Origin of the sequence: Candidatus Defluviibacterium haderslevense (assembly GCA_016712225.1) — a bacterium.
GTDB classification, from domain to species: domain Bacteria; phylum Bacteroidota; class Bacteroidia; order Chitinophagales; family Saprospiraceae; genus Vicinibacter; species Vicinibacter haderslevensis.
Genome location: JADJRL010000003.1, coordinates 3,949,640 through 3,970,858, shown reverse-complemented (window position 1 = coordinate 3,970,858; position 21,219 = coordinate 3,949,640). Strand labels below are relative to the sequence as shown.

16 protein-coding genes are annotated in these 21,219 nt (G+C 33.1%); all 16 read right to left on the bottom strand.

All coding sequences use genetic code 11. The features are described from left to right. Nucleotides 1-81: 81 nt before the first annotated feature. The 16 genes from IPK88_15620 to IPK88_15545 all read right to left on the bottom strand — a co-directional run bounded on the left by IPK88_15620 (nucleotide 82) and on the right by IPK88_15545 (nucleotide 20,650). Nucleotides 82-1,236 (bottom strand): M23 family metallopeptidase, encoded by a 1,155-nt coding sequence (locus IPK88_15620; GenBank protein MBK8244853.1) that lies wholly within the window; start codon nucleotides 1,234-1,236, stop codon nucleotides 82-84. A 115-nt stretch (nucleotides 1,237-1,351) separates the two neighbouring features. Further along, nucleotides 1,352-1,876 (bottom strand): hypothetical protein, encoded by a 525-nt coding sequence (locus tag IPK88_15615; protein MBK8244852.1) that lies wholly within the window; start codon nucleotides 1,874-1,876, stop codon nucleotides 1,352-1,354. A 162-nt stretch (nucleotides 1,877-2,038) separates the two neighbouring features. Beyond that, on the bottom strand, nucleotides 2,039-4,177 hold the full coding sequence (locus tag IPK88_15610; GenBank protein ID MBK8244851.1) for a hypothetical protein: 2,139 nt from the start codon (nucleotides 4,175-4,177) through the stop codon (nucleotides 2,039-2,041). Between the two features lie 66 nt (nucleotides 4,178-4,243). Then, a complete protein-coding gene (locus IPK88_15605; GenBank protein ID MBK8244850.1) occupies nucleotides 4,244-4,798 on the bottom strand; it encodes a hypothetical protein in 555 nt (184 codons plus the stop codon). Nucleotides 4,799-4,904: 106 nt separating this feature from the next. Next, nucleotides 4,905-6,188 carry a hypothetical protein gene (locus IPK88_15600; protein MBK8244849.1) on the bottom strand — a complete coding sequence of 428 codons (1,284 nt, stop codon included), beginning with the start codon at nucleotides 6,186-6,188 and terminating at the stop codon, nucleotides 4,905-4,907. 196 nt (nucleotides 6,189-6,384) lie between these two features. Beyond that, the gene (locus IPK88_15595) at nucleotides 6,385-7,458 is read right to left on the bottom strand and encodes a hypothetical protein (protein MBK8244848.1); all 1,074 of its coding nucleotides are present in this window, start codon (nucleotides 7,456-7,458) and stop codon (nucleotides 6,385-6,387) included. 103 nt (nucleotides 7,459-7,561) lie between these two features. Then, entirely contained in the window at nucleotides 7,562-8,680 is a 1,119-nt protein-coding gene (locus IPK88_15590; GenBank protein MBK8244847.1) for a hypothetical protein, read from the bottom strand. A gap of 430 nt (nucleotides 8,681-9,110) precedes the next feature. Continuing rightward, on the bottom strand, nucleotides 9,111-9,980 hold the full coding sequence (locus tag IPK88_15585) for a hypothetical protein (GenBank protein ID MBK8244846.1): 870 nt from the start codon (nucleotides 9,978-9,980) through the stop codon (nucleotides 9,111-9,113). Continuing rightward, complete coding sequence (locus IPK88_15580; GenBank protein ID MBK8244845.1) at nucleotides 9,967-10,572, bottom strand: sigma-70 family RNA polymerase sigma factor; 606 nt, start codon at nucleotides 10,570-10,572, stop codon at nucleotides 9,967-9,969. Before IPK88_15580 ends, IPK88_15585 begins: the two co-directional genes overlap by 14 nt. A 328-nt stretch (nucleotides 10,573-10,900) precedes the next feature. Then, nucleotides 10,901-14,074 carry a CHAT domain-containing protein gene (locus tag IPK88_15575; GenBank protein ID MBK8244844.1) on the bottom strand — a complete coding sequence of 1,058 codons (3,174 nt, stop codon included), beginning with the start codon at nucleotides 14,072-14,074 and terminating at the stop codon, nucleotides 10,901-10,903. 385 nt (nucleotides 14,075-14,459) lie between these two features. After that, nucleotides 14,460-15,341, bottom strand: coding sequence for a helix-turn-helix domain-containing protein (locus IPK88_15570; protein ID MBK8244843.1), 882 nt, complete (start codon nucleotides 15,339-15,341; stop codon nucleotides 14,460-14,462). A 12-nt stretch (nucleotides 15,342-15,353) separates the two neighbouring features. Then, nucleotides 15,354-15,776 (bottom strand): nuclear transport factor 2 family protein, encoded by a 423-nt coding sequence (locus IPK88_15565; GenBank protein MBK8244842.1) that lies wholly within the window; start codon nucleotides 15,774-15,776, stop codon nucleotides 15,354-15,356. A gap of 60 nt (nucleotides 15,777-15,836) precedes the next feature. Then, nucleotides 15,837-16,367 (bottom strand): carboxymuconolactone decarboxylase family protein, encoded by a 531-nt coding sequence (locus tag IPK88_15560; GenBank protein MBK8244841.1) that lies wholly within the window; start codon nucleotides 16,365-16,367, stop codon nucleotides 15,837-15,839. Between the two features lie 424 nt (nucleotides 16,368-16,791). Then, entirely contained in the window at nucleotides 16,792-17,625 is an 834-nt protein-coding gene (locus tag IPK88_15555) for an energy transducer TonB (GenBank protein MBK8244840.1), read from the bottom strand. A 304-nt stretch (nucleotides 17,626-17,929) separates the two neighbouring features. Continuing rightward, nucleotides 17,930-18,982: a histidine kinase gene (locus IPK88_15550; GenBank protein MBK8244839.1), complete on the bottom strand. Its 1,053-nt coding sequence runs from the start codon at nucleotides 18,980-18,982 to the stop codon at nucleotides 17,930-17,932. Between the two features lie 816 nt (nucleotides 18,983-19,798). Continuing rightward, nucleotides 19,799-20,650 carry an alpha/beta hydrolase gene (locus tag IPK88_15545; GenBank protein MBK8244838.1) on the bottom strand — a complete coding sequence of 284 codons (852 nt, stop codon included), beginning with the start codon at nucleotides 20,648-20,650 and terminating at the stop codon, nucleotides 19,799-19,801. Nucleotides 20,651-21,219: the final 569 nt, after the last annotated feature.

The following is a 21,219-nucleotide window of genomic DNA, read 5'->3' as shown; positions in this document are numbered from 1 at the left end:
CAAACAACATATATTCATATTTTTGTAAAAAGCTTGAATTGTAAGTAAAAATCAAACCAAGCTGAAAAATTTAAAACTAATCTATTTATAATACTCAAAAGAAGGATTAGGTCTACCTATAAAACAAGATTTGGTATAACCATTTCGCTTAATTATCTGTAGTGCATTTCCGGCTTCTTCCATGGTAGAAAACATCTTCATCAAATGATTCCCTGATTCAATTCTAAACTGATTGGAACTCAATTTCTTTATCACTAATTTATTAGGATCGAAACTGAGACAATCTTCATCTTTATAGAAAAAAGATCCGTTGATCGGGTTAGTCATAAAAACATTTACTCCCTTTATTCCAGCAACAATATTGGTTAAGTCATTATTTGGCAAATAATTGTATGTTGTGCTACTTTGATAATTTTTACGATAATCATAAACACCAAACGGATCGATTAAATAGTATCTTTCCGGAACCATAACTTTTCCAACAAAACCACCATCAACTCTTACTGCAACAGCAAAATGTAAATGAGTATAACCGCCTTCCTGTAAAAATCCTAATTTATCACCTCGTTTAATAGTATCACCATCATTTAAATGGCTTTTAGAAGATGGATTTAAGTGTTGGTATATTGTAATAAACACTTTTCCTTTTGGTGTAGTGTGCAATAAAACTATTGGTTGTCCATCACTTGGATTACTTAACACAATCCCATCTGCTGCAGCTATAATATCAAAACCTTTTGACAAATCATCGGTTCTATCGAAATCAATAGCTGTATGATAATCTGATCCAGGTCCATCATTTCCCAAACGGATAAAAGCACTACGATCAGAAAGCGCTACTCTTTTGTCAGTGAATGGCAATGTTAGGTCAAATTTTTCACCTTGCAATGGATCAGAAAGAAATTGAGATAATTTTGATCCAATTGGGAGATTCTTCATTCTAGAATTTCCAGATTCTCTGTATACAAAAGGCTGTAAGTTAAAATTTACACCTCCCATTGTTAGGTTTACTGGATCGATAAGACTTTGACCCGGCGCTAAATGTGTTGTTGGATTGTCTCCTAATAATGTTGCTAATAAATTATAATTATCAGCTGCTTTAATTCTGCCAAATGCACTACCTGTAGAAATTGCTAAAACTTGATCCCTGCCTTCAATGTCTGTGACAAAATAATTTTGACTATAACAATATTGTATTGTTAATGAACAAATAAAAATTAGAACACTGTTTTTCATAAATTTATTTTTAATAATTAATTGGATTTTGTTTAATTTTTTCAAATTAAAAAGCTCGTTAGAAATTTCATAATATTTAAGATACTTACTAAATTTCTTACCTAAATTAAATGATTTAATAATCACAAGTGCTTCTATTTGTTTTTATTATTTTCTTTAAATAAAAATTCGGAAGCGTCATTGGATTAGGATTTTCTAATATGGTTACCTTTAAAAAAGGACATAAACCAGAAGTGGGTTCTAAGTCTCCACTATCTACTGTAATGTTAACAGTCAAAGTTTGTCGAGGAATTATTATAAGTGGTTTGTTACTAATTTTATAGTGATCATCTGATAAAAGCCCACTAAATATTTCGCTATATTCACTTGTCGATCTGTTAAAATCTGTTGTAGCTTGTGAAATAATTTCCTTTTCTGTTGTAATATAAATTTCGTCCAAATTCACTGAATTCTTCGTTTGATTTTGAACCTTAAAACGATAAGTTAATTTTAATCCTGAGATTTTGACTATTTGCAGATCCTTAAGTAGAATGTTAGGATAAATTCCTTGACCCCCGGAAAATGTTTCCTGGGCTTTTGCAAATGAATTATAAAATAAAAACATCAAACTTATTAAATAAAATGAAAATTTATTTTGCATAATATTATTAAACCTATTCATTAAAAAAAAAGAGCTAAAGACAATCTTTTGAACATACTTTATTAATTTAACAATTCATCTGATTGCACAACTTAATAATACAAAATGATGTGTGTTAAAATTTCCATCTATTCTAACACACATCATAATTTTAAAAAAAAATTAGTCCGCTTTCATAAAATTAATGGCTTCATTTGAAGACATGCTTCCAATAGTCATAGGAGACACTTTGCCATTGCTAATCAACATCGTTGATGGATAAGCAGAAATCTTATAGTCACGTATAACTTCAGGTGCCAAAGTACCATCGATGACCAGAATATTAACGTTTGCTGCAGCACTTTGCACCTCAGGCGACTTCAAGGTATAACTCATGGTTTTACAGGAAGGACAGTCGGGGTCCATAAAGACTACCATGGTTTTCTTGGTAGAACTTTTCAAATTGCTGGATAATTCTGTGCTACTGCCCATCACTTTTACTGAGGTATTGTTGAAAACCGTGCTAAAATCACCACGTGCCGGATTGACTACATTGGGATCTACTACTGGAGGTAATGAGGGTTGTATTCCCCCTTTAGATTTACAAAAAGTACCTCCAGATATAGTTGATGCAATCATTCCCCTTTTTGCACACTCTTTTCTTGCCAAATCCTCAGCTGACAAGGTTTGGGGACAGCCCACACTACTAACATTACCATCACCTGCTACATACATCTCACGAATATCACCTTTACACCCACCCCAAAGTCTAGCTGCATCCTCACAATCACTTGTTTTCCACCCATTATCATCACAATATTGTTTAAATCGCTTTAATCGTTCACAACCATTTTCCGAACCCATACCTGGAGGCATTGGTGTCGATTTGCCACCACCAGTCTTTGGTGGTGGATTTGCATTCTTTGCTGATCTGTTTGCGTCTTCAAGCGCTTTTTGTTGTGCCCTTAATTCTTTTAATGCAGCATCAGCTTGAGCCCCAACTGCATCTGAAGCTTCAGCTTCTTTTCCGGCTTCATATGACTTAACTCCTTCATAAAGAATTGCTCCAACTAAAACAGCTCCAACAATGACGAGTCCTGCAGCCGCAACTGTAGTTGCAACTCCTGCTCCAACAGTGGTGCCAGCTGTAGTTCCAGCAGCGCCAGCAGTGGTTCCTGCAGCTCCAGCTGTGGTTCCTGCAGCTCCAGCTGTAGCTCCAGTAGTTGTTCCAGCAGCTCCAGCAGTTGCACCCGCTGTGGAATTCGATACAGCAGCAGCTAAAGGTCTAAAAACTTTCATAGTAGTTTCAGCTGCTTTTGCAAGCCTTACTGGTAATGAAGAATGCATTCCCGCAGCACCTGCAGATTCAAATCCGGCAGCTGTTGCCTCAAGAGCTTCGCCAGATTGTATAACCTCAGCAACAGCTTCACCTGATGTAGCAGCATCATAAACCAAATTAACCATTGTTGCACCACCAGAAAATGGATCCATGGATACCAAACCACCAGAATTCAAATTTGAACCATTTGATCCACAGTTTTCAATCGCCTGGTCCAGCATAGATCTAGCTTTATCAATTCTTCCGGCACGCGCTGCATCACCAGTTTTGCCATTAAAAGGAGCTGTGAGGTCAGCATTTCTTGATGAAGAACATGCATTTAATACTGCTGCACCAGCATCAGCAGATTTTTTTTGACCAGCTGCATCTGTACTCTTAAAATCAGCACCTAAGTCATTTATTACGGCTACTTTGCTACCACATCCCCCAACAACCGCATTTTTTCCAGATACATCTTTTCCATCATACAATGCTGAAATATCTGCCAAAGCTTGTGTTAGATCTTCAGGAACCATAAATTTTCTAAAAATATCTACAAATGATTTTTTATCAAAAAACATAAATTTCTTATCATCAATTACATGATAGAATTTGCTCCATCTAATATCTACAGTTTTTCCATTATGTATGATCTTGTTCCGATCAGCAGAAATCTGACAATTAACCTTTCCATCAATATAGTATATGTATGACTCCATAAGATTATTCTTAAATACGATGTCTTTTATTAATGTTTCGTTGTCATATACCTTGGTAGGACCACATCTATTGCCTTTTTGAAAGTCTTCCTTTTTGATGATCCTTCCTTTGAAATCATAAGTTGTAATTTGTATGACTGGACCACATTGTAAATTGGTAATCAATTTACCCTCTTGATAAACTAAGCCGTTGGGATATTTAATTTTGAATTCTTTATCCTGAGCATGTAATACATTGCCCAAAATGAAAAATAAAAATGGATACAATAACTTAAGTAAGTTCATTGAGTTGTTTTTAAAAATTAAAGCATTTGTCTTCATTGGAAATTATTTATAACGATTTTAAAAATATTAATTGACAGAGGTTTTTTTAATGTGGATAACTAATAATTCATTTATACCTTCTCGCTTAAAAGAATGGATGTCGCCACTTGATGCCAAGTACTTATATAGCTGTCCATTTAAAGTGATGAACCCGGGAGTAGGTGCTGGATTGCGTCCTACGCCAAATTGTCCACTAATCGTTACCAATTGTGAAACACAAGTCACCGGGTTTCTAAGTGAAATATTTTTTTCTTTTAAACAACTGTTTCCTACTCGATCTGAAAGTATAAAAGATACATTTCCGGTAGCGGTCAAATTGTGTGTGTTTGTGAGAATTGCAGATGCAGTTAAGGGCATACTCCCAAGATTGTATTTCTGCAAACTGAATACCAGACCATTGGTCACAGGCGCAGTAGGTTTTATCCAATCCATATAAGTAGTCCATCTTGCACCAGGTGATTCATTACAAATAGCCGGAATCAATACTTGTCCAAAAAGTTTACTTTCAAAACTTGTCAGTAAAACCAAATGGAAACTAATCGCAAATAAATAAGTAATCCTTCTTCTAAATAATTTTTTCATAATTTTTTGTTTTACAATTTTTTATAAATCACTCTTTTAAATAGAATGGATTCAGGAATACCTTTCTATTTGAATTAAATTTCAATTTGTCTTTTTGAAACAAAAATTAATATTCTTTTATATTATTTGCTTCATCGGTTTCAAGCACTTTTTGAAATGCATCAATCACAATAGTATATTTTAAAGGGTCTGACCACATATATGGCTCCATTCTTACAAGATCAGCCTCTGATCTGGGTGTTATGATATTAATAAAAACATCCTGGTCTGGATTACAACCGAGTTTTCTATATAAACTTTTTTTAGATTTAGGTCGTATGTAAGTAAATAATTTCTCTTCCCCAGATGCTAAACCACTTAAAGTCTGACTCTGAAGTAGGGTATTGCTATCCTTCAATTGGATGGTAAAAGAAGTTGTAGTTGATTCCCCAATATTTTTAACACCCCATCTGATATCGGGCCAATTTACTTCTTGATATACCACAGGATTAGCAGTAGTGGGTGAAGCAATTTGTGCACGAACTAAATCAAGAGTGGTTCTGTTGGTACTAACTTTAGTAACATTATTACCTGAACAAACAGCAGCCACTCCTCCAAATTTTCTATTCAATCCGGCATCAACTAAATCTGGTCCAACAAAAGACAAAATTTTAAACGGCTGTGCAAATTTAAAGATTATTGGGTTGACTTGACAATGAGGTAATAAGTATTTTGTATTTAATTCATTCAAAGTAGATGTCGCCCCTTTTTTAAATTGAACCCGATATAAGGTAGATACTATGTAATTATTTACAATACTTCTATTATGAAAAGAGTCTACAAATTCAATATTTGAATTAGCAATGCTCAACATTTCAGTACCTTCTCCTGTAAGAAGCATTTGATAAATATTCCCTTCATATAGTGCATAATCAGAGACAGGGTTTCCATGATCCATTATATCTATCTTCCGAATAGTTGGTATAAGTGGAATTAGATTAAATGCAAAACTAAAAGTCTTAGTTTCCTGACCGAGTACATTTTTTCCAAAAAGGGTTATCGTGATATTATTTACGCTATGAAACATAGTACCAATTCTTATATGAATATCAACATAGGATTCACAGGGATTAAAAGTCATACCTTTTTTCGAACCTATTCTCAACTCTCTATTAGAATACAATTGATCAATTGGGGAACATGTTGCTTTTTCAACTAGATCTGCATATTTGCCATAAACCCTAATTGTAAATGAATCACGGTCAATTAAATTTGGCCTGTCATTTGGACCATAAGTCTTCCCACACATAGTCATCTTACAGATTACTTCTTCGGCAATCCCACTTTGTAAATATCCATAAAATGCAATTATAAAAAAACAGAGTCTATATAATCTAGAAGATTTTATCATAAATATTTTATTTTATAGAATTATTATTACATGTTAAATCAAAATCGGAGTATACACAAAAAATATCTACCAAATTATTCAACCCATATTTGGAATAATTACAATAGTTTTCAAAATACAATTGCTATTAAAGCCAAAATATAAATCTAATTCTATTCAAGGCTTTTGCTTCAAGCTTTTTCATCTCAAATTTAAATCAATCACATCTACACATGGATACAACTATATTTTTTACCCTTCCAACAGCACGCCCAGGCAATCCAACAGTAGCTTCTACATGTGATGCAGCCTCAAACAGAATCTCCAATTCATCTTCTGATCTAACCCTAATTATTTTACTGACCTTAAGTGAATATAATTCATTCTCGTCAACGACAATAGGTGCTTCAACTCTAGTTCTAATTGATCCAAACCCAGCAGAAAGTCTCCCTGTATATAATTCACCATTCGACATAAAATTGCCCGGTAACCCAATCCGTTTGACTTTTACTCTAGCTATTGATTCAGCGTCGGCTCCTATGAAAGAAATGCCAAAGACCTCTTCTTTGGTTTCCAAACGGCATGTTATTTTCAAATCAGCACAAGAAAATTCCTTAGGCACTTTCACTTTTAACAACTTAGAGAATCCTTGACCAAAACGTCCATTTGATACCTTTGTATCGACAATTATATTCCTACCTGACAAATCATTTCCACTTCTATCAAGTTCCATATTGTCCACCCCAATGGCAGTATTGCCAAAAAGAATTCCCATACTGGGTGGACCTGTGTATGATCCCAATACTAACTCATTAGCTTCATAATCTATGCACTTAGCTGGCTCATATGCTACAATATCATTAATATCAACCAAACCTTTTGATATAAGAAATGCTCCATTACCTATATCTATATTATAACCAAAACCCTTCAAGTAATCTGCCATTTTACCTGCGATCGCCTTCTCATTATAATTAGATTCAATTTTAGCTTGCTCAATTTGATTTTTGTATTTTGTATAAAATTCTTTAAGCAATTTCTCTACTTTAGACGGATCAGACTTAACTATATTTTCCCAACTAGCATTCATTTCTTTAAAAGATTTTGATTTTTGAATGGCTTTGTTCAATTTTGCATTCATTGAATTAGCATATTCTTGCGCCAACTTCAACTGTTCAAACATTTTTACTTCATCCACATCTTCTTTTTGGGCATAAACAAAAGAATTGCTCATAAAACAAAAACAAGCTAGCACAGTGCTAAAAATCCTTACATAAAATAGTAGATTCATTTTTAATAATTTAAATTTATTTTTAAAATAAAATACGATCCATAAGTACTATAAAAAAGTATTTATTGAAATTCAATTCATTCAAGCCATTAACACATTAAAATCATCTCATCATACAAGCTATTCCCGCTATGGGAGTAATTCTCTGAAATTTAATGGTCTCACTATAATCAACACGAATTCCATAAGACAGCATCACATTCCTGCTTAATCGCCAATCTCCTCCATAAGAAGTCGACAGGGCGTTAGCTTGGCTTAAATTAATGGTCTTGTTATCAAATATGGAATTATTATTAGATTTAGAATAAACTCCTTCTGCAAAAAAATTAAACTTAGGAGAACCATATCTAAAATTAATTCCGGCACTCAGAATATTTGTATTAAAGCCTGTAAAATCATCAGATATCATAACCGCTTTAATTAAAGAGGTGAGTAATATTTTTGGCCCGATTCCTATACTAAAATTGGCCCATCCTGCAATGCCCCTTCCCTTAAGATTAAGCTTAGAAAGCGTATCATTTGTATATGAATAAATTCTTCCAAAAGCTACATCAATAAAAGAAGCATTCCAATTTTTCTTGGCAAACGCTGAGGCAATATCCAAATTGTTGCGTTTCTGTTCGATATCCAAAAGATCAGATTCAAAATCTACTTCTTCAATCAGCGCTTTAATAGAATCTCTCTTTTCTTTTACTTTTTGTTTTTTTAAATCATTTTTAAGTACTTCAAGTTTTTCAGTTATTAGAACTCTTCGTTCATTAAATAAACTATCCGTTTTTTGAAAAAGAGAAGGATTTAATAAAGCATCTTTTTGCCGATATAAAGTAATCTTTGTAGCCCAAGATAATCTTCTCACAAGAGTCTCATCTTCTATTGTTCCCGCTGAAACATCTACTGTTGAAAGCATTTGCATCAGCTTAGATGCTTTTCGATATTTATCCAAGGAACTTCGATTATACAAGATTTCCCAAATTGGCTGAGCCTGAAGTGCGATGTTAGGTTTTAAGCGCCATGATTTAAATGACCAATCCACTTTAAAATCGCGAATGTTTCCAGGTCTAGCAACAAGTGCATTATTGACTCCAATAAGATCAAACGCAGGTGAAATGGGGATAGCAAATTCAGAGGCAATAGGAATATCTGAGGTAGTCCCCATTTGTGCCTTTGCAGTACCAATTATACACATTGTAAAAATAGCCCAACTAATTCTCAACTTATTCATTTCAGTCAATTCCAATTACCTAATAAAATGGTTTAATAATTTAAAAAGCCGATTAATCATGCTTTCTATAGAGATATTGTAGATTACTTTAAAAAATGTAAAGCATGAATCAAGTTTTTTTTAAAAAAAATAAATAGAATCAATGACAAACTTGATTTAAACACCATTATAAAGCATAATTAGGTTGATAATCAATCTATTAAGATGAGCATAATGTATCTAAATTGCTCTGAAAAAAAAACTAGGTATATACCCCAAATGATTGAATAAGTATAAAAGAAATATAATAAATGGACTAATCTTGGAATATTGAGAGCTGACTAAGTAAAAACCTTAAGTCATTATTTAGTTTAGGAAAAAAATTATTACCAAAAAATCTAAACAATAAAAGGATAGGGAATAGGGGATACAAACAAAAAAACAAACTAAGCTAAGCTAATCTCAATTTAAGTTTTGTTGCATCAATATAATGTTTGTGATTTTTATTATTTAAAATCCTTAGTAAGTTTTCATCAAATTGAACCTTACACGAAATACCACAGGCCAGTTGATTAAGCAATAGATACCATTCTATATGCTCTTTTTTTTCTATGTTTATTTCTCTTGCTAATGTATTTAAATAAAATTGACTAGACTTAGAATACTGAGCCATTCTAAAATATACATGAGCCTTAAAATAATCAACTTCACGATCTGGTGTTAATTTATTTAATATTGTAAGTGCTTTTCCAAATTCTTCATTATTGTATAGGAATTTGACTGAATCCATTGGGGCAACTATATCTTCACCCCTTAAATAAGCCATTTCCATTGGTTCAAAATAAAACTCCATGGCTATTTCTTCATAATTCAATCTCTTAACTGGGTGAGTGTTTGATGCTATTGGTTGCTCTGACTTTTCTGGTTTGCCTTCTCTTTGTATTGGCTCGATATTGGTTGGTTGTGAAGTATCTAAATTAATATTTTTTTGATTTTGAATAGAATCTGGGGTCGTATTAAAGTTTTGTGGTACAGTTGGAGCTATTTTATCTGTTGTCTTTTGATATAAAAAGTATAACAGTCCAAGAATAACTAAAATAATTCCTACAACTGAAATTTGGATTAATTTATTTGTATATCTATTGTTGTTTTGAACTTGTTTAATTTTATTTGAAAGACCAATATGTTTTAAATTAGAAATTAAAAGGGAAACACGATTAACTTCCTCTTGTAGTTGGGTATCATTTTGAAGTTTGGATTCAAAATCTCTACGTTCATCAACTTCCATTTCCCCGTTTATATATCTTTCAATATCTTCCATTTTCATATATTGATTTATATTTTAAAGACATCGTTACGAGTTTTTTCATACATTGGCTGCGGCTAACTCTCAGAGAATCTAAATTTGAAAAATGGGTTAATTTTTGTTCCACTTGTTCAACATCACTATAACCATCAATGTACTTAAATTGAATCAGTTGAGAACATGGCATCCCTAAATCATTGAGCATCTGTTGAACCAATAAACTCGTTTCCTTAAAATGAATACTTAAGTTGATTTCATCCTCAAACCATTGCATGGATTCTTCAAGTTCTATAGCTTTTATTGATTTCTTTGACCTGGACATGTTTAATATAAGGTTTTTACATATTCCAATCATATAAGTTTGAGGCGAAGCTTGGGCGGAGTCAAATTTACCTGACTGAATTTTGTCAATAAGCAATATCAAACCATCATGCAATACATCTGGTAAACTTTCATCACTTAAACCGATTTTTTTTATATAGTAAGCACAATTTTTTTCAACTTTCTTCAAAATATATTCAATTGCTGCAGTCTTTTCAAGTCTTAAGGCCTCAATAAGTATATCTGTATCATTATACTTATTTAGCAATAATTTGAAATTCAACATATATACTTGTGCTTAGAGCAATGCTCAGTCTTAATCAAGCATAAATGTACAACAATTAAATATTGTCGATATTTCAAAAATTGTAAAGAATAGCAACTTATAAATTCAGCTTACTTTCAATTAGCCAAGCCATTAAATAATTAATTTTTAAGTATAATATATTGCAAATGTAATAAAATACAAACTATGATATAAACAATAATTACATTTTACATAATTATAATAAAGTTAATTAATTATTTCCTTACAAGCATTTAAAGAAATTACTCACAAACCGCCTAAATTATTGGAACTCTTAATTGATCAGACAGTTCTTTATCATAATACATTACTCAACAAGGATAAACCCTGCCCATTGGTAAGGATCGAATCCCATTTCTCGCAATTCCTTTTGAGCACCTTGAAATGCCAGAGGAATGGATAATTTATCGACCAGCCATTTTTTATAGAACGTTGTCATAAGCAAGGATGTTTGTTTGTCAGGGACCTGCCATAAACTCATAATCAAATACTTGGCACCAGCAATTTTAAAGGCACGCTGCAAGCCATAAACACCTTCATTTCCTTGGATATCACCTAATCCTGTTTCACAAGCAGACAAAACAACTAATTCCGTATTGGATAGATCCATTTGACTTATTTCGTAAGCCGTCAATATTCCATCTTCTTTATCATTAGATGAATTCATTTTATTCCATGCAGCATTTCCTCCAGACATAATTAAGCCTGACCTCATCATGGGATGGTCTGAGGTTTTAAATACATTCGATTCTTGATTATTTAAAGATCCAAAAACCGTATTAACTTTTGGATCTGGAAAGAAATAACCGTGAGTAGCTATATGTAGCATTCTTGGTGAAGGCATTTTGTTCTTGCCAATACTTTTAATACTTTCTTCAGTAGCCGCAAATCCCTTAACTAATTTTACAGATACTTTTGCACTCTGCATAATTTTTTCAAGTGCATTCACTTCTCTTTCAGTCCCTAAAAGGTAAGCCCATGATCCCCCTCGCAAGGTAGATTCAATAGAATTAAAAGAAAACTCAGAAACAGATCGAGAAGCCATTGCCACATCATTCGATGTGGATTCCATTTTAGATAAAGTCGTATCTTTTTCAAAGTTAATTCCTCCATACAAAACAGCATCATTATTATTTATAATAATTTCGTTATCGTCCAATAACTTTCGAGTACTATTCAACTCAATATATTGATATCGGTCAGCTAATGTTTCTTCATTTGAAATAGGAACAGCATTTAAGTTAATGCGGTGAAGCAATCCACTAGGCGAAAAATAAATTTTATTTATTCCTTTCAATAGACCCTCTAATGGCTTCCAGATCAACTCATACATTGGCATTTGGTTACTTTCCTGATTAACTATTCCTCGATCTTGCATAGTATAAATCGCATTAACATAATCTGTCTTATTCTCACCTTTTGTTAAAAAAAATGAATTCAATTTACTTTCTTCAAACAATGGAAGAAAATAGGGCTTAGCTATATCTTTTGTAAGGATCATTGCTGCATAATAATTGCTATCTGATAATCCTTTAAGGGAATAATTGTAATAAATATATTCGATGCAGGCTTCATTTTGCCTAAGTTTATTTTGTATATCTTTCCAATTTAATTGTTGGAATCTATTTTGATAAGGTTGAACTGTTCTTCTCAAATCTTTCTCAAGTGCATTTGCTTTCATTTCTAAATCGACAACATAATTGCTATCTCGATCTGATTTTATTTTAGAATATTGTTGAGCCAAGCTTCGCAAATAGGATCTATGTAAATTAAATTTTTCAAAGGCACTTGAGTCTAAAGCAGCTAAAATTTTAGTATTTTCAACCATATCTGATAAAATTCCTTTATAGAATAAAATACTATTATAACATGTTTGAGAGATTGTATTTTCAGTAAAATTTCGAATTTCATTACTAATAGAAATATTATGAGCAATTGAAAACATAAAATTTTGTCTTCTGGAAAAAATACTTATATATTTTTGAAGTTCATTTTCAGATAGATGTTGAGTAGCCATCTTCACTAATGCTCGATCCAAGGTATCAAGTTCATTAAGATAAAAATTGCACCTATTAAAATCTTCTTTTAAAAAATACAAGTTAGCCAAATTAAATATTGCCTGAGTATATTCCAGATGTTGCTTCCCAAAAGCTCCTTCAATTTTATTTTTAGCCTTTTCAATTAATGGTTCGGCTTTTGAATATTCACCCAACTTCATGTATAAATTAGCCAAATTTTCTAATGCAGAGGCAAATTCTGGTCGATCAGCATTAAAAAGTTTTTCATGCAACTCAATAGACATTAAATAATGACTTTCTGCCTCATTATATCTCTTCAAATAGTAATAAACAGAACCTAAATTATTTAATAAATCTGCATAATCAGGATGATTTGTTTGTTTTACCGAATCTAATAAATATTTAGTTTCTAAATAATATTCTTCTGATTTAATAAAATCGCCCATTTTAGAATAAAGGATTGCTAAATTTTGAATCGTAGATACATAATTGACAGTAGTAATTCCAACAATTTTCTGTTTAATTGCTTTAGCTTCCAAAAAGTATTTTTCCGATTTTTCATAATTACCCAAATCCATATGTAGCATTGCCATGTTATTTAAATTTGCTGCATATTTTTCATTATCAACCCCAATATTTTTTTCAATTAAACTCAAATTTTCAAGAAAAAGCTGCTCAGCTTTATTAAATTTTCCTAATTTGTTATACATTAATGACAACTGCGTCAATGAATTGGAATAAAAGGGATGGTTAAGTGTCTTTATATTTACTTTGAAAATTTGAATTGCTTCTAATAGCAAAGGCTCGGCTTTCTCATAATAAGCCATATTGAAATAGAGTTTCGCCAGATTTATAAGATTTCCACAATATTCAACTGTTAATTTTCCACTTAGCTTCTCTCTAATGTCTTTAGCTTCCAAATAGTAGCGTTCCGCAACATCATACTTTCTGTTTTCCATATTAATTATCCCCAAATTATTGAGACAAAAGGTATAAAGTTTGTGATCTTTATTATTTGATAACTCTAAATTGTTCTTAGCTTCAATAATAAGCGGTTCAGCCAAAGTAAAATTATTCATTTTTCCATAAACAGTACCCAAATTGACGAGACTTATACAATAATCAATATGACTTTTTCCAAGTGCAACTTCACGAATGGATATTGCTAATTTATACCATCTTATGGTTTCATCTATATCTTTACTAAATAACTCTAATACTACAGCATGATTATTGCAACAAGCTCCATACTCTTTTGAATTTTTTCCAAATTTATCAAGTGCGATACTTTCGGCCAAGACAATAGTTTCAAATGCACTTTTTCCATCTTGCTTATCTCTATAAACCTTACAAAGCTTAATTAAACTATCCACTTGATTCATTGCAATTGAATCAATATTTTGTCCATTTGCCGAATTAATCAAGCACATTATCACAAATAGCAATATAATATTTGTTTTCATTAGGATATGATTTTAAGAAATAAAATTAATCTAAGTTACTTTACATGCAAACTTAACATATTCTCCTTAAGTATCTATTCCAAAATATTTATTTATAAAACTAGACGTGAATGTCATAGTATATCATACATTTCCCATCTTAAATTAGATCAGTCACCTATAGGAAAAATTGGAAAGTCAATCAATTACGTCTATACAGAGGTCTTGTCCCGTTGTAAAACGGGATCTCGCTGCCTTGTCCCGACCGCAGCATTGGGACTTGTCCCGACCGAAGCGTCGGGTAGGCTATTTTGTTAATCTTTTATCAGATTTCTTGAACTTCATGTCTTTGGCTTGGTGTGGCTTTTGTATATATGGCTTAATATTGTGAGTTCGTTCATTTTATTTACACCATTGCTCTTCCAAAGCCAACTGTATCTCTGTATGCTTGTGGTGAAATGTCGGCATTGTTTTTAAAAAATCTACTAAAATAATATTCGTCTATGTAGCCCAACTCATTGGCAATTTCTTTTACTGCTTTGTTGGTTAAATACAATTCTCTTTTGGCTTCAATAATTATTCTTTCGGAAATTAAATCGGTTAGTGTTTTATTAAAATGTGTTTTAGTAAGTTTTGCTAAAGCCTTTGCAGATATATTCAACAAGTCGGCATAATCACTAGCTGAATGCTTGGTCTTGAAATGAGTTTCAATATAATTTTTAAGGTTTTGAAGAATAAAAGGTTCTTTGTTTTCTGCAGGATTAATTTGAATTTCTGTTTGTTGTTCTGCTTTCAGTCGGGATGCAGTGATTAAAAATATTTTTAAATATGAAACCAATAATTCATATTGAGCCAATGCAGGATTTTGCATTTCAACTGTTATTTGTTCTAACAACATCTTAAAAGTACTGTTTGCATTTTCTTCAACAGTAACAAATGGTGGATTGTATATATTATTAAACAACACACCATTACAAGCTACCTCTTGATGATGCTTGTGTATGCAAAAAAAATCGGGATGAAAATTTATGACAATTCCATGTATTTGCTCATCTGCTTGGAACATAAAAGGCTGATAGGGCGAAAATGCGAATAAAGTATTTTGAACAAAATCGTATTCAGAAAAATCTGCCTTTGCTGTTCCTTTCCCATTTCTTATCCAAATCAATGAGTAATAATTCAGTCGCTGAATGTGATCGAAATGGCTGTTGTTGTTGAACGAAAAAACTTTAAAGGCTAAATTTCCTGTTTGAGGATTAATCAAAGTATAGGTCTCTGAACTCATCATTTATTTATAAGATTATTTCAATTTCCTATCTTTTTCATCAATAGCCAAATCATTGATACTTGCATATCTTTTTTGCATTAATCCATTCTCATTAAACTCCCAATTTTCATTGCCATATGCACGCCACCATTGCCCGTTTACATCTTGATACTCATATTCAAAACGTACCGCCATTCTGTTTTCACGAAATCCCCACAATTCTTTTTTGAGTTTGTAATGCAATTCTTTTTGCCATTTTCTTTTCAAAAAAGCTACGACTTCATCTCTGCCATTTATAAATTCTGTGCGATTTCGCCATTCGGTATTTATGGTATATGCTTTAGAAATTCTTTCTGGGTCTTGACTATTCCACGCATCTTCTGCCAATTGTACTTTTTGCAATGCGGTTTCCAATGTGAAGGGCGGAAGTGGTAATTTTTGTTCTATATTTTCCATTTTATCTATCTTTTTTTAAAAATGCGAACCAGCATAAATGCTGATTTGCAAAAGTATTAATTAAATTGATTGTGCTAAAGGGAAATCTACAGGAACTTTGGTAAGGTTGTGTAAATAATTCATAGCAGTTTTGTCGCTGACTTGTAGTATTAAATCCGCTAAATTTTCATTGGTATAGCCAGCTGCAAAAAATGCATCAATAATTACTTCACTTGCGTTACCTCTGTTTTTGGTAATATCAGAAGCCAATCCAACTAATGCGTTCAATTTGTTGTCCGATGATTTTCCATGTCTAATTTCGGATAATTGCTCATCGTTAAAACCATTCATTTTGCCCAAAACCAAATGGGCACTTTGGCAGTAAATACAACCATTTTCTTGGCTTACAATTAAGTTTACGGCTTCTTTTTCTTTGTTTGAAAGTGATGTTTTGGCATTTTGATAAGCCAAAAATCTTTCTAAACCATTTTTTGAGTAGGCAATAGTTGCATACAAATTTGGTACAAAGCCCAAAGCTTTGTTCAAATTGTCAAAAATAGCTTGATTGTTTTCTGAAACTTGTTCTCTTGTCGGAACTGTGAATGTTGTCATTTTTAATTTTTTTAAATTGCTTGTCGTTATTGACGATGCAAAGATGCGACAGCATTAAATCTTATAAAATGGATAAACAACGCAAATAGATGGACATTTTTTTGTTTTTTCTTAGTCCATTATTTTGAATGTACAACATCCTGGAATAAGTTGACTTATCTACTTTTTTGGAGTCAAGCCATATAAGGACTATGAAACGTTTGGCTTTACGAATGTGCCGCCCTGCGTTAGCTTTGAGCGTTGGCTTTTGGGCGGCATTATCGTAAAGCAGTTGATGGGGAGTATTATTTGTGTCAATGGGTTATCCAAATTCTACCATTTATCAATAATGCTAAACATGATGGGCATATATGAGAGGGATAGATTTCGTTTCGAATCATACAATGTTCACATCACATGAGTAAAACAGCATCAGCCTACATATTTATTCAATTGGACGGATATTCAAAAGATTGACCATGCAATTCTCCATATTACCAATGGTCAAAACAAAGTTTTGTTTGACTTTTAAACCGTTAGAAAACTCAGCTGGCTTCCAATTAGGCATTTTTGAAATTGCCGTAACCAGCATTTCGTCAATTTTTGTATCTTTTGATGGCAGTGCAACTTGAATATCCGTAATATGCCCCTGTTCGGTAATGGTAAATTTAATGGCAGTCAAATCATAACCCGTAAAACTTCCTGCTTCAATATTTACAATGCTATTTTTTTGCAGATATTGAATCAATTGCTTTGCGCCTGTGCTATAAACAGCATTTTTATCTGGCATGATAGTAACCTTGAAATCGTATTGCTTCACTGTGTTGTTTTTTAACGAATTGTTAGGTAGATACATTACGTTTACTGTAATATCGCTACGACGGTCTGCCAATCGTATCAGTTCTTTTTGCTCTTGATTCAAGACATCACTGATACCCGAAACCTTTGTTTGAGTGCCATTTTTATAGGCTGAAATTTCCACGAAAATATATTCTTTTACCCATGATGTGGGGTATCGTTTGTCCAAATCCGTAAGTGTGTTTATTTTATCCAATTTATTTTCTTGGATCGAAAAGAATGGTAGAACTTTGTTTATTTCAAATTTCAGATCATTCTGGGCAAAACTGTTGAAAGCGCATCCGATAGAGAGAAGCACTATGAGTAAAATCTGGTTCTTTTTCATATCTGAGTTTTTTAAAAGCATTAAGTGAACAAATTTATTCTGAAAAGTCAGTAATTCAGAGTGATTAATTGGTATTTTGATTGCTATTTTATTCATGTTTCGATAATTTATTAATTTATAGTTCTTAGTTACCGCCATCGTTTGTGTTTCTTCAGTGGTGCCTTCTCGAAGCCGCGTCCTGTCCCACGAAACTAAACGTTGAACGAGGATAAAACTTTATGTCAACTCGTCACAGCACCATTGCAGAAAGATTTTGTTGGCAGTAGTAGAGCCTTCTCCTTACTTGATTCGTAGCCCAATCCTTTGTCCCTCGTTAATAACCATCTTGAAGTTGGTCCGCTTTAGTCACTTCTTTCTTCTTTGTCAAGTAATTACGTTTTTGCAATTTGTCGTTATACTATTACTTGCGCCCCTCTTTACCTTTGAAGCCCGTGATGGTCTTTCCATCATAACGGTACACTCCACTCTCAGGTCCCATAGTTCCAAGCCAAATACTTCCATCGGTAGCTTCCAGAAGCCCTAATAGCGCTCCTTCTTTTACTAACATTATTTCAGTTACAGTAGGATTTTTATCGTACAAGAATTTTTGATCATAACGGGAAAGTGCCCAACCCCCATTGAATTTCACCTCACCAGTAGTCCAGATATTTCCCTTTTTATCTTCGATGATAGCATAAGCACCTCGCTGAGATACCTTCGTAAAGGTTCTGCCGTCATAGCGCCAAAGTCCATCAGCACCAAACCAAATATTGCCTTTTTTATCTTCAATTATTGACCAAACGTTGTTAAACTCTTTGCCATCGTTGTTCTTTAAAATGGTAAATTTTTTTCCCTTTTCTAATTCCCCATTCATGCGGGCATCATAAACGAACATATTTTCGCCTTGTCCACAAAACCAAAGCTTGCCAGTTTTGTCTTCAAGCAGTAAACGAATATTATTACTAGGAAATCCGTCTTTTGTGGTAAAGGTCCGAAAAAATTTCCCATTGTAACGGCTTGCTCCGAACCAGATATTACCGGCTCTTTCTTCATAAATATGAAGCGCTGAACTAAGGCCAGTACCATCCTTTGTTTTAAAAAGCTTAAAGTCTGTTTGTCCGGCAGGCTGGAAGTAAACTCCCGAATCCTGTGAAGCCAACCAGAGGTTTCCTTTTCTATCTTCCAACACATCCCAGAAGGTTGGCCACTCTATTTCACTTGTCATATTGGTAAAAGATGTTCCATCGTACTGATAAACACCAACATAAGAAGCAATTAATATATCCCCGTTTTTTGCTTGCCTTACCTTCCGAACCATACTCATCGGTACCTTCGAAGCAGCCGCCTCTTTAAGTTGAGGCTCGGTTAATCCTGATCTATGACTTCTGTTATTTTGTTTTGTTACGCTTGTTTGATTTTGTCCACAGAAAGTTGAGAGGATAAATATAAAGAGGAAACCAGGTATATTATTCATCATGATGGATTTAGTATTAACTCCAACAAAGATACCCATCAAAGCGCGCTGCTTTGGTAAAGCGACTGTAAAAAAATGTAACCGAAATGTAAAAATTGCTTAGAAATATTAATTCTCGGATATTGAAACTATGTCAAGGGTTGAACTTTAATTCTCACTTGTCCAGTGTTAACTTACTTTCTAGTCTAAGTTGTCCCGGAGCATTTAGTTGTTCCTTGTGAAAATATTTGTTAGTAGATGTTACTCGTTAGATGACCAAATTGTATTGGGCTCTATTACCGCCATCACAAAGGAAAGTTGATGCCGAACCTAAAAGCTAAGCTTTTAAAACATAAATTTGCAGCCATCAACTTTTGCCGATATTTCTTTATTTTTTGCATCGGCGAATCTTCGATGTTCTCGTCTGCCAGGCGAGAAAGCCGGTACTTGGAACAGGTATATAGGGAAAGGCTGTCATTTATTATTTCCAATTGATTGTTATTTATAATGCAATATTCTCTGGAAAGCCTAAAAATAATACTTAGCTTTTTGAATGCCCAATATTTTTTCAAAATAATCATATTTTGATGCATTTACTTGCATTTAGCAGACATGAGTATTCGGATTTAATGCTCCGAATATTAATTCTTTAGCATCGAATTTTTGCTTTATTAAGGGGTGGATCACATTGATCTGGATTAAGCAAGATGTGCAACAAAGTATTCATTGTTTCTCATAGAACGAGACAAGCTATCCTCCGGACGCAACGAATACTTAGCTGTTGTGTGCCGTTTTTTAGTCCGATATAATGTTTATATAAAAAAGGGTGATTCCTTGTCAATTTATTCGATTCATCCCTTTGATTATTCTATAGGGGGTTTTAAGAAAATTTTCTACAGTATTATTGAATTTATTTTTATAGTTAATTAAAGTTGAATGCCCTGAATTTGGCAATATCCATAAATTAGATTTTGGAATATTGTCTGCTATCTGCACAGTGTGTGAGGGGAGAATTATATCATGGTCGCCGCCTATTACAAGTGTCTGACATTTTATTGAATTCAATTGTGGTAATGTAATATTTGGCTCCTGGTAAACCAACTTCCAAACTTTTATCGCATTTTTTACTTCTGAGGTTTGGGGCAATTTGGATAATGAATCGAGTAGCACATCGGGAATTTCAAGCATATCAGGAGGAAAGGCTCTTGCGTCTATCCAGATATTGGCGCCTGTTACTACTAATTTATTTACTTTATCTGGATGATGAATGGCTAACAATAATCCATTGTTTCCGCCATCACTCCAGCCAATTACGTTACACGATTTGATATGAAGTTCATCCAATAGTCCATTGAAATCTTCAGCCATCATTTCATAACTTAAAGAATCACCGTTATCTACTGATTTTCCCTGTGCCCTGCTGTCAACTGCAATTACCTGGTAGCTTTTTGCGAAAAAGGGTATTTGACCAGAAAAATTATTTATTGAACCTCCATTTCCATGAATTAATAATAGCGGCTCACCTTTTCCATAGATCTCATAATACATTTTAAAACCTCGCACATTAGCATAATGTCCAGCTTTAGGGTTGTTTCCATAAATACTATTTTTAAATACGGGAGGATATTGTGAATAGCCTGAAAAAACTAACATAATTGCGAAGATGATCAATAATAGTTTCTTTGTCATTTGTTAATTGTTTAATTTATATTAAGCCATCTTTCTGTTTCGCTGTCAAAATTTTTACTATTGAGGTAAGACAGGGTTTAAAATGGCACACAACACAAAGGAAAGTTGATGCCGACCCCTAAAACCAAGCATTTGGAAAATAAATTTGCAGGCATCAACTTTTGCCGATATTTCTTTATTTTTTGCATCGGCGAATCTTCGATGTTCTCGTCCGCCAGGCGAGAAAGCCGGTAATTGGAACAGGCATATAGGGAAAGGCTGTCATTTATTATTTCCAATTGATCGTTATTTTTAAAGTAATGTTCTCTGGAAAGCCTAAAAATAATACTTTGTTTTTTGAATGATCAATATTTTTTCAAATAATCATATTTTGATGCATTTGCTTGCATTTAGCAGACATGAGTATTTGGATTTAATGCTCCAAATGCAAATTCTTTAGCATCAATTTTTTGCTCACTTTAAGGGGTGGGTCACCTTGCTCCGGATTTTGGCATCATTGACCACTCTAATTCCACTTTTTTATCAAAATTAGGGTGGGGCAGTTTACTCCGGATTTGTTGGGTCAATCT

Excerpts from the sequence above, each read along its gene's own strand:
- IPK88_15620 (MBK8244853.1), bottom strand. The coding sequence starts at position 1,236 with ATGAAAAACAGTGTTCTAATTTTTATTTGTTCATTAACAATACAATAT.
- IPK88_15615 (MBK8244852.1), bottom strand. The coding sequence starts at position 1,876 with ATGCAAAATAAATTTTCATTTTATTTAATAAGTTTGATGTTTTTATTT.
- IPK88_15610 (MBK8244851.1), bottom strand. The coding sequence starts at position 4,177 with ATGAACTTACTTAAGTTATTGTATCCATTTTTATTTTTCATTTTGGGC.
- IPK88_15605 (MBK8244850.1), bottom strand. The coding sequence starts at position 4,798 with ATGAAAAAATTATTTAGAAGAAGGATTACTTATTTATTTGCGATTAGT.
- IPK88_15600 (MBK8244849.1), bottom strand. The coding sequence starts at position 6,188 with ATGATAAAATCTTCTAGATTATATAGACTCTGTTTTTTTATAATTGCA.
- IPK88_15595 (MBK8244848.1), bottom strand. The coding sequence starts at position 7,458 with ATGAATCTACTATTTTATGTAAGGATTTTTAGCACTGTGCTAGCTTGT.
- IPK88_15590 (MBK8244847.1), bottom strand. The coding sequence starts at position 8,680 with ATGAATAAGTTGAGAATTAGTTGGGCTATTTTTACAATGTGTATAATT.
- IPK88_15585 (MBK8244846.1), bottom strand. The coding sequence starts at position 9,980 with ATGGAAGATATTGAAAGATATATAAACGGGGAAATGGAAGTTGATGAA.
- IPK88_15580 (MBK8244845.1), bottom strand. The coding sequence starts at position 10,572 with ATGTTGAATTTCAAATTATTGCTAAATAAGTATAATGATACAGATATA.
- IPK88_15575 (MBK8244844.1), bottom strand. The coding sequence starts at position 14,074 with ATGAAAACAAATATTATATTGCTATTTGTGATAATGTGCTTGATTAAT.
- IPK88_15570 (MBK8244843.1), bottom strand. The coding sequence starts at position 15,341 with ATGATGAGTTCAGAGACCTATACTTTGATTAATCCTCAAACAGGAAAT.
- IPK88_15565 (MBK8244842.1), bottom strand. The coding sequence starts at position 15,776 with ATGGAAAATATAGAACAAAAATTACCACTTCCGCCCTTCACATTGGAA.
- IPK88_15560 (MBK8244841.1), bottom strand. The coding sequence starts at position 16,367 with ATGACAACATTCACAGTTCCGACAAGAGAACAAGTTTCAGAAAACAAT.
- IPK88_15555 (MBK8244840.1), bottom strand. The coding sequence starts at position 17,625 with ATGAATAAAATAGCAATCAAAATACCAATTAATCACTCTGAATTACTG.
- IPK88_15550 (MBK8244839.1), bottom strand. The coding sequence starts at position 18,982 with ATGAATAATATACCTGGTTTCCTCTTTATATTTATCCTCTCAACTTTC.
- IPK88_15545 (MBK8244838.1), bottom strand. The coding sequence starts at position 20,650 with ATGACAAAGAAACTATTATTGATCATCTTCGCAATTATGTTAGTTTTT.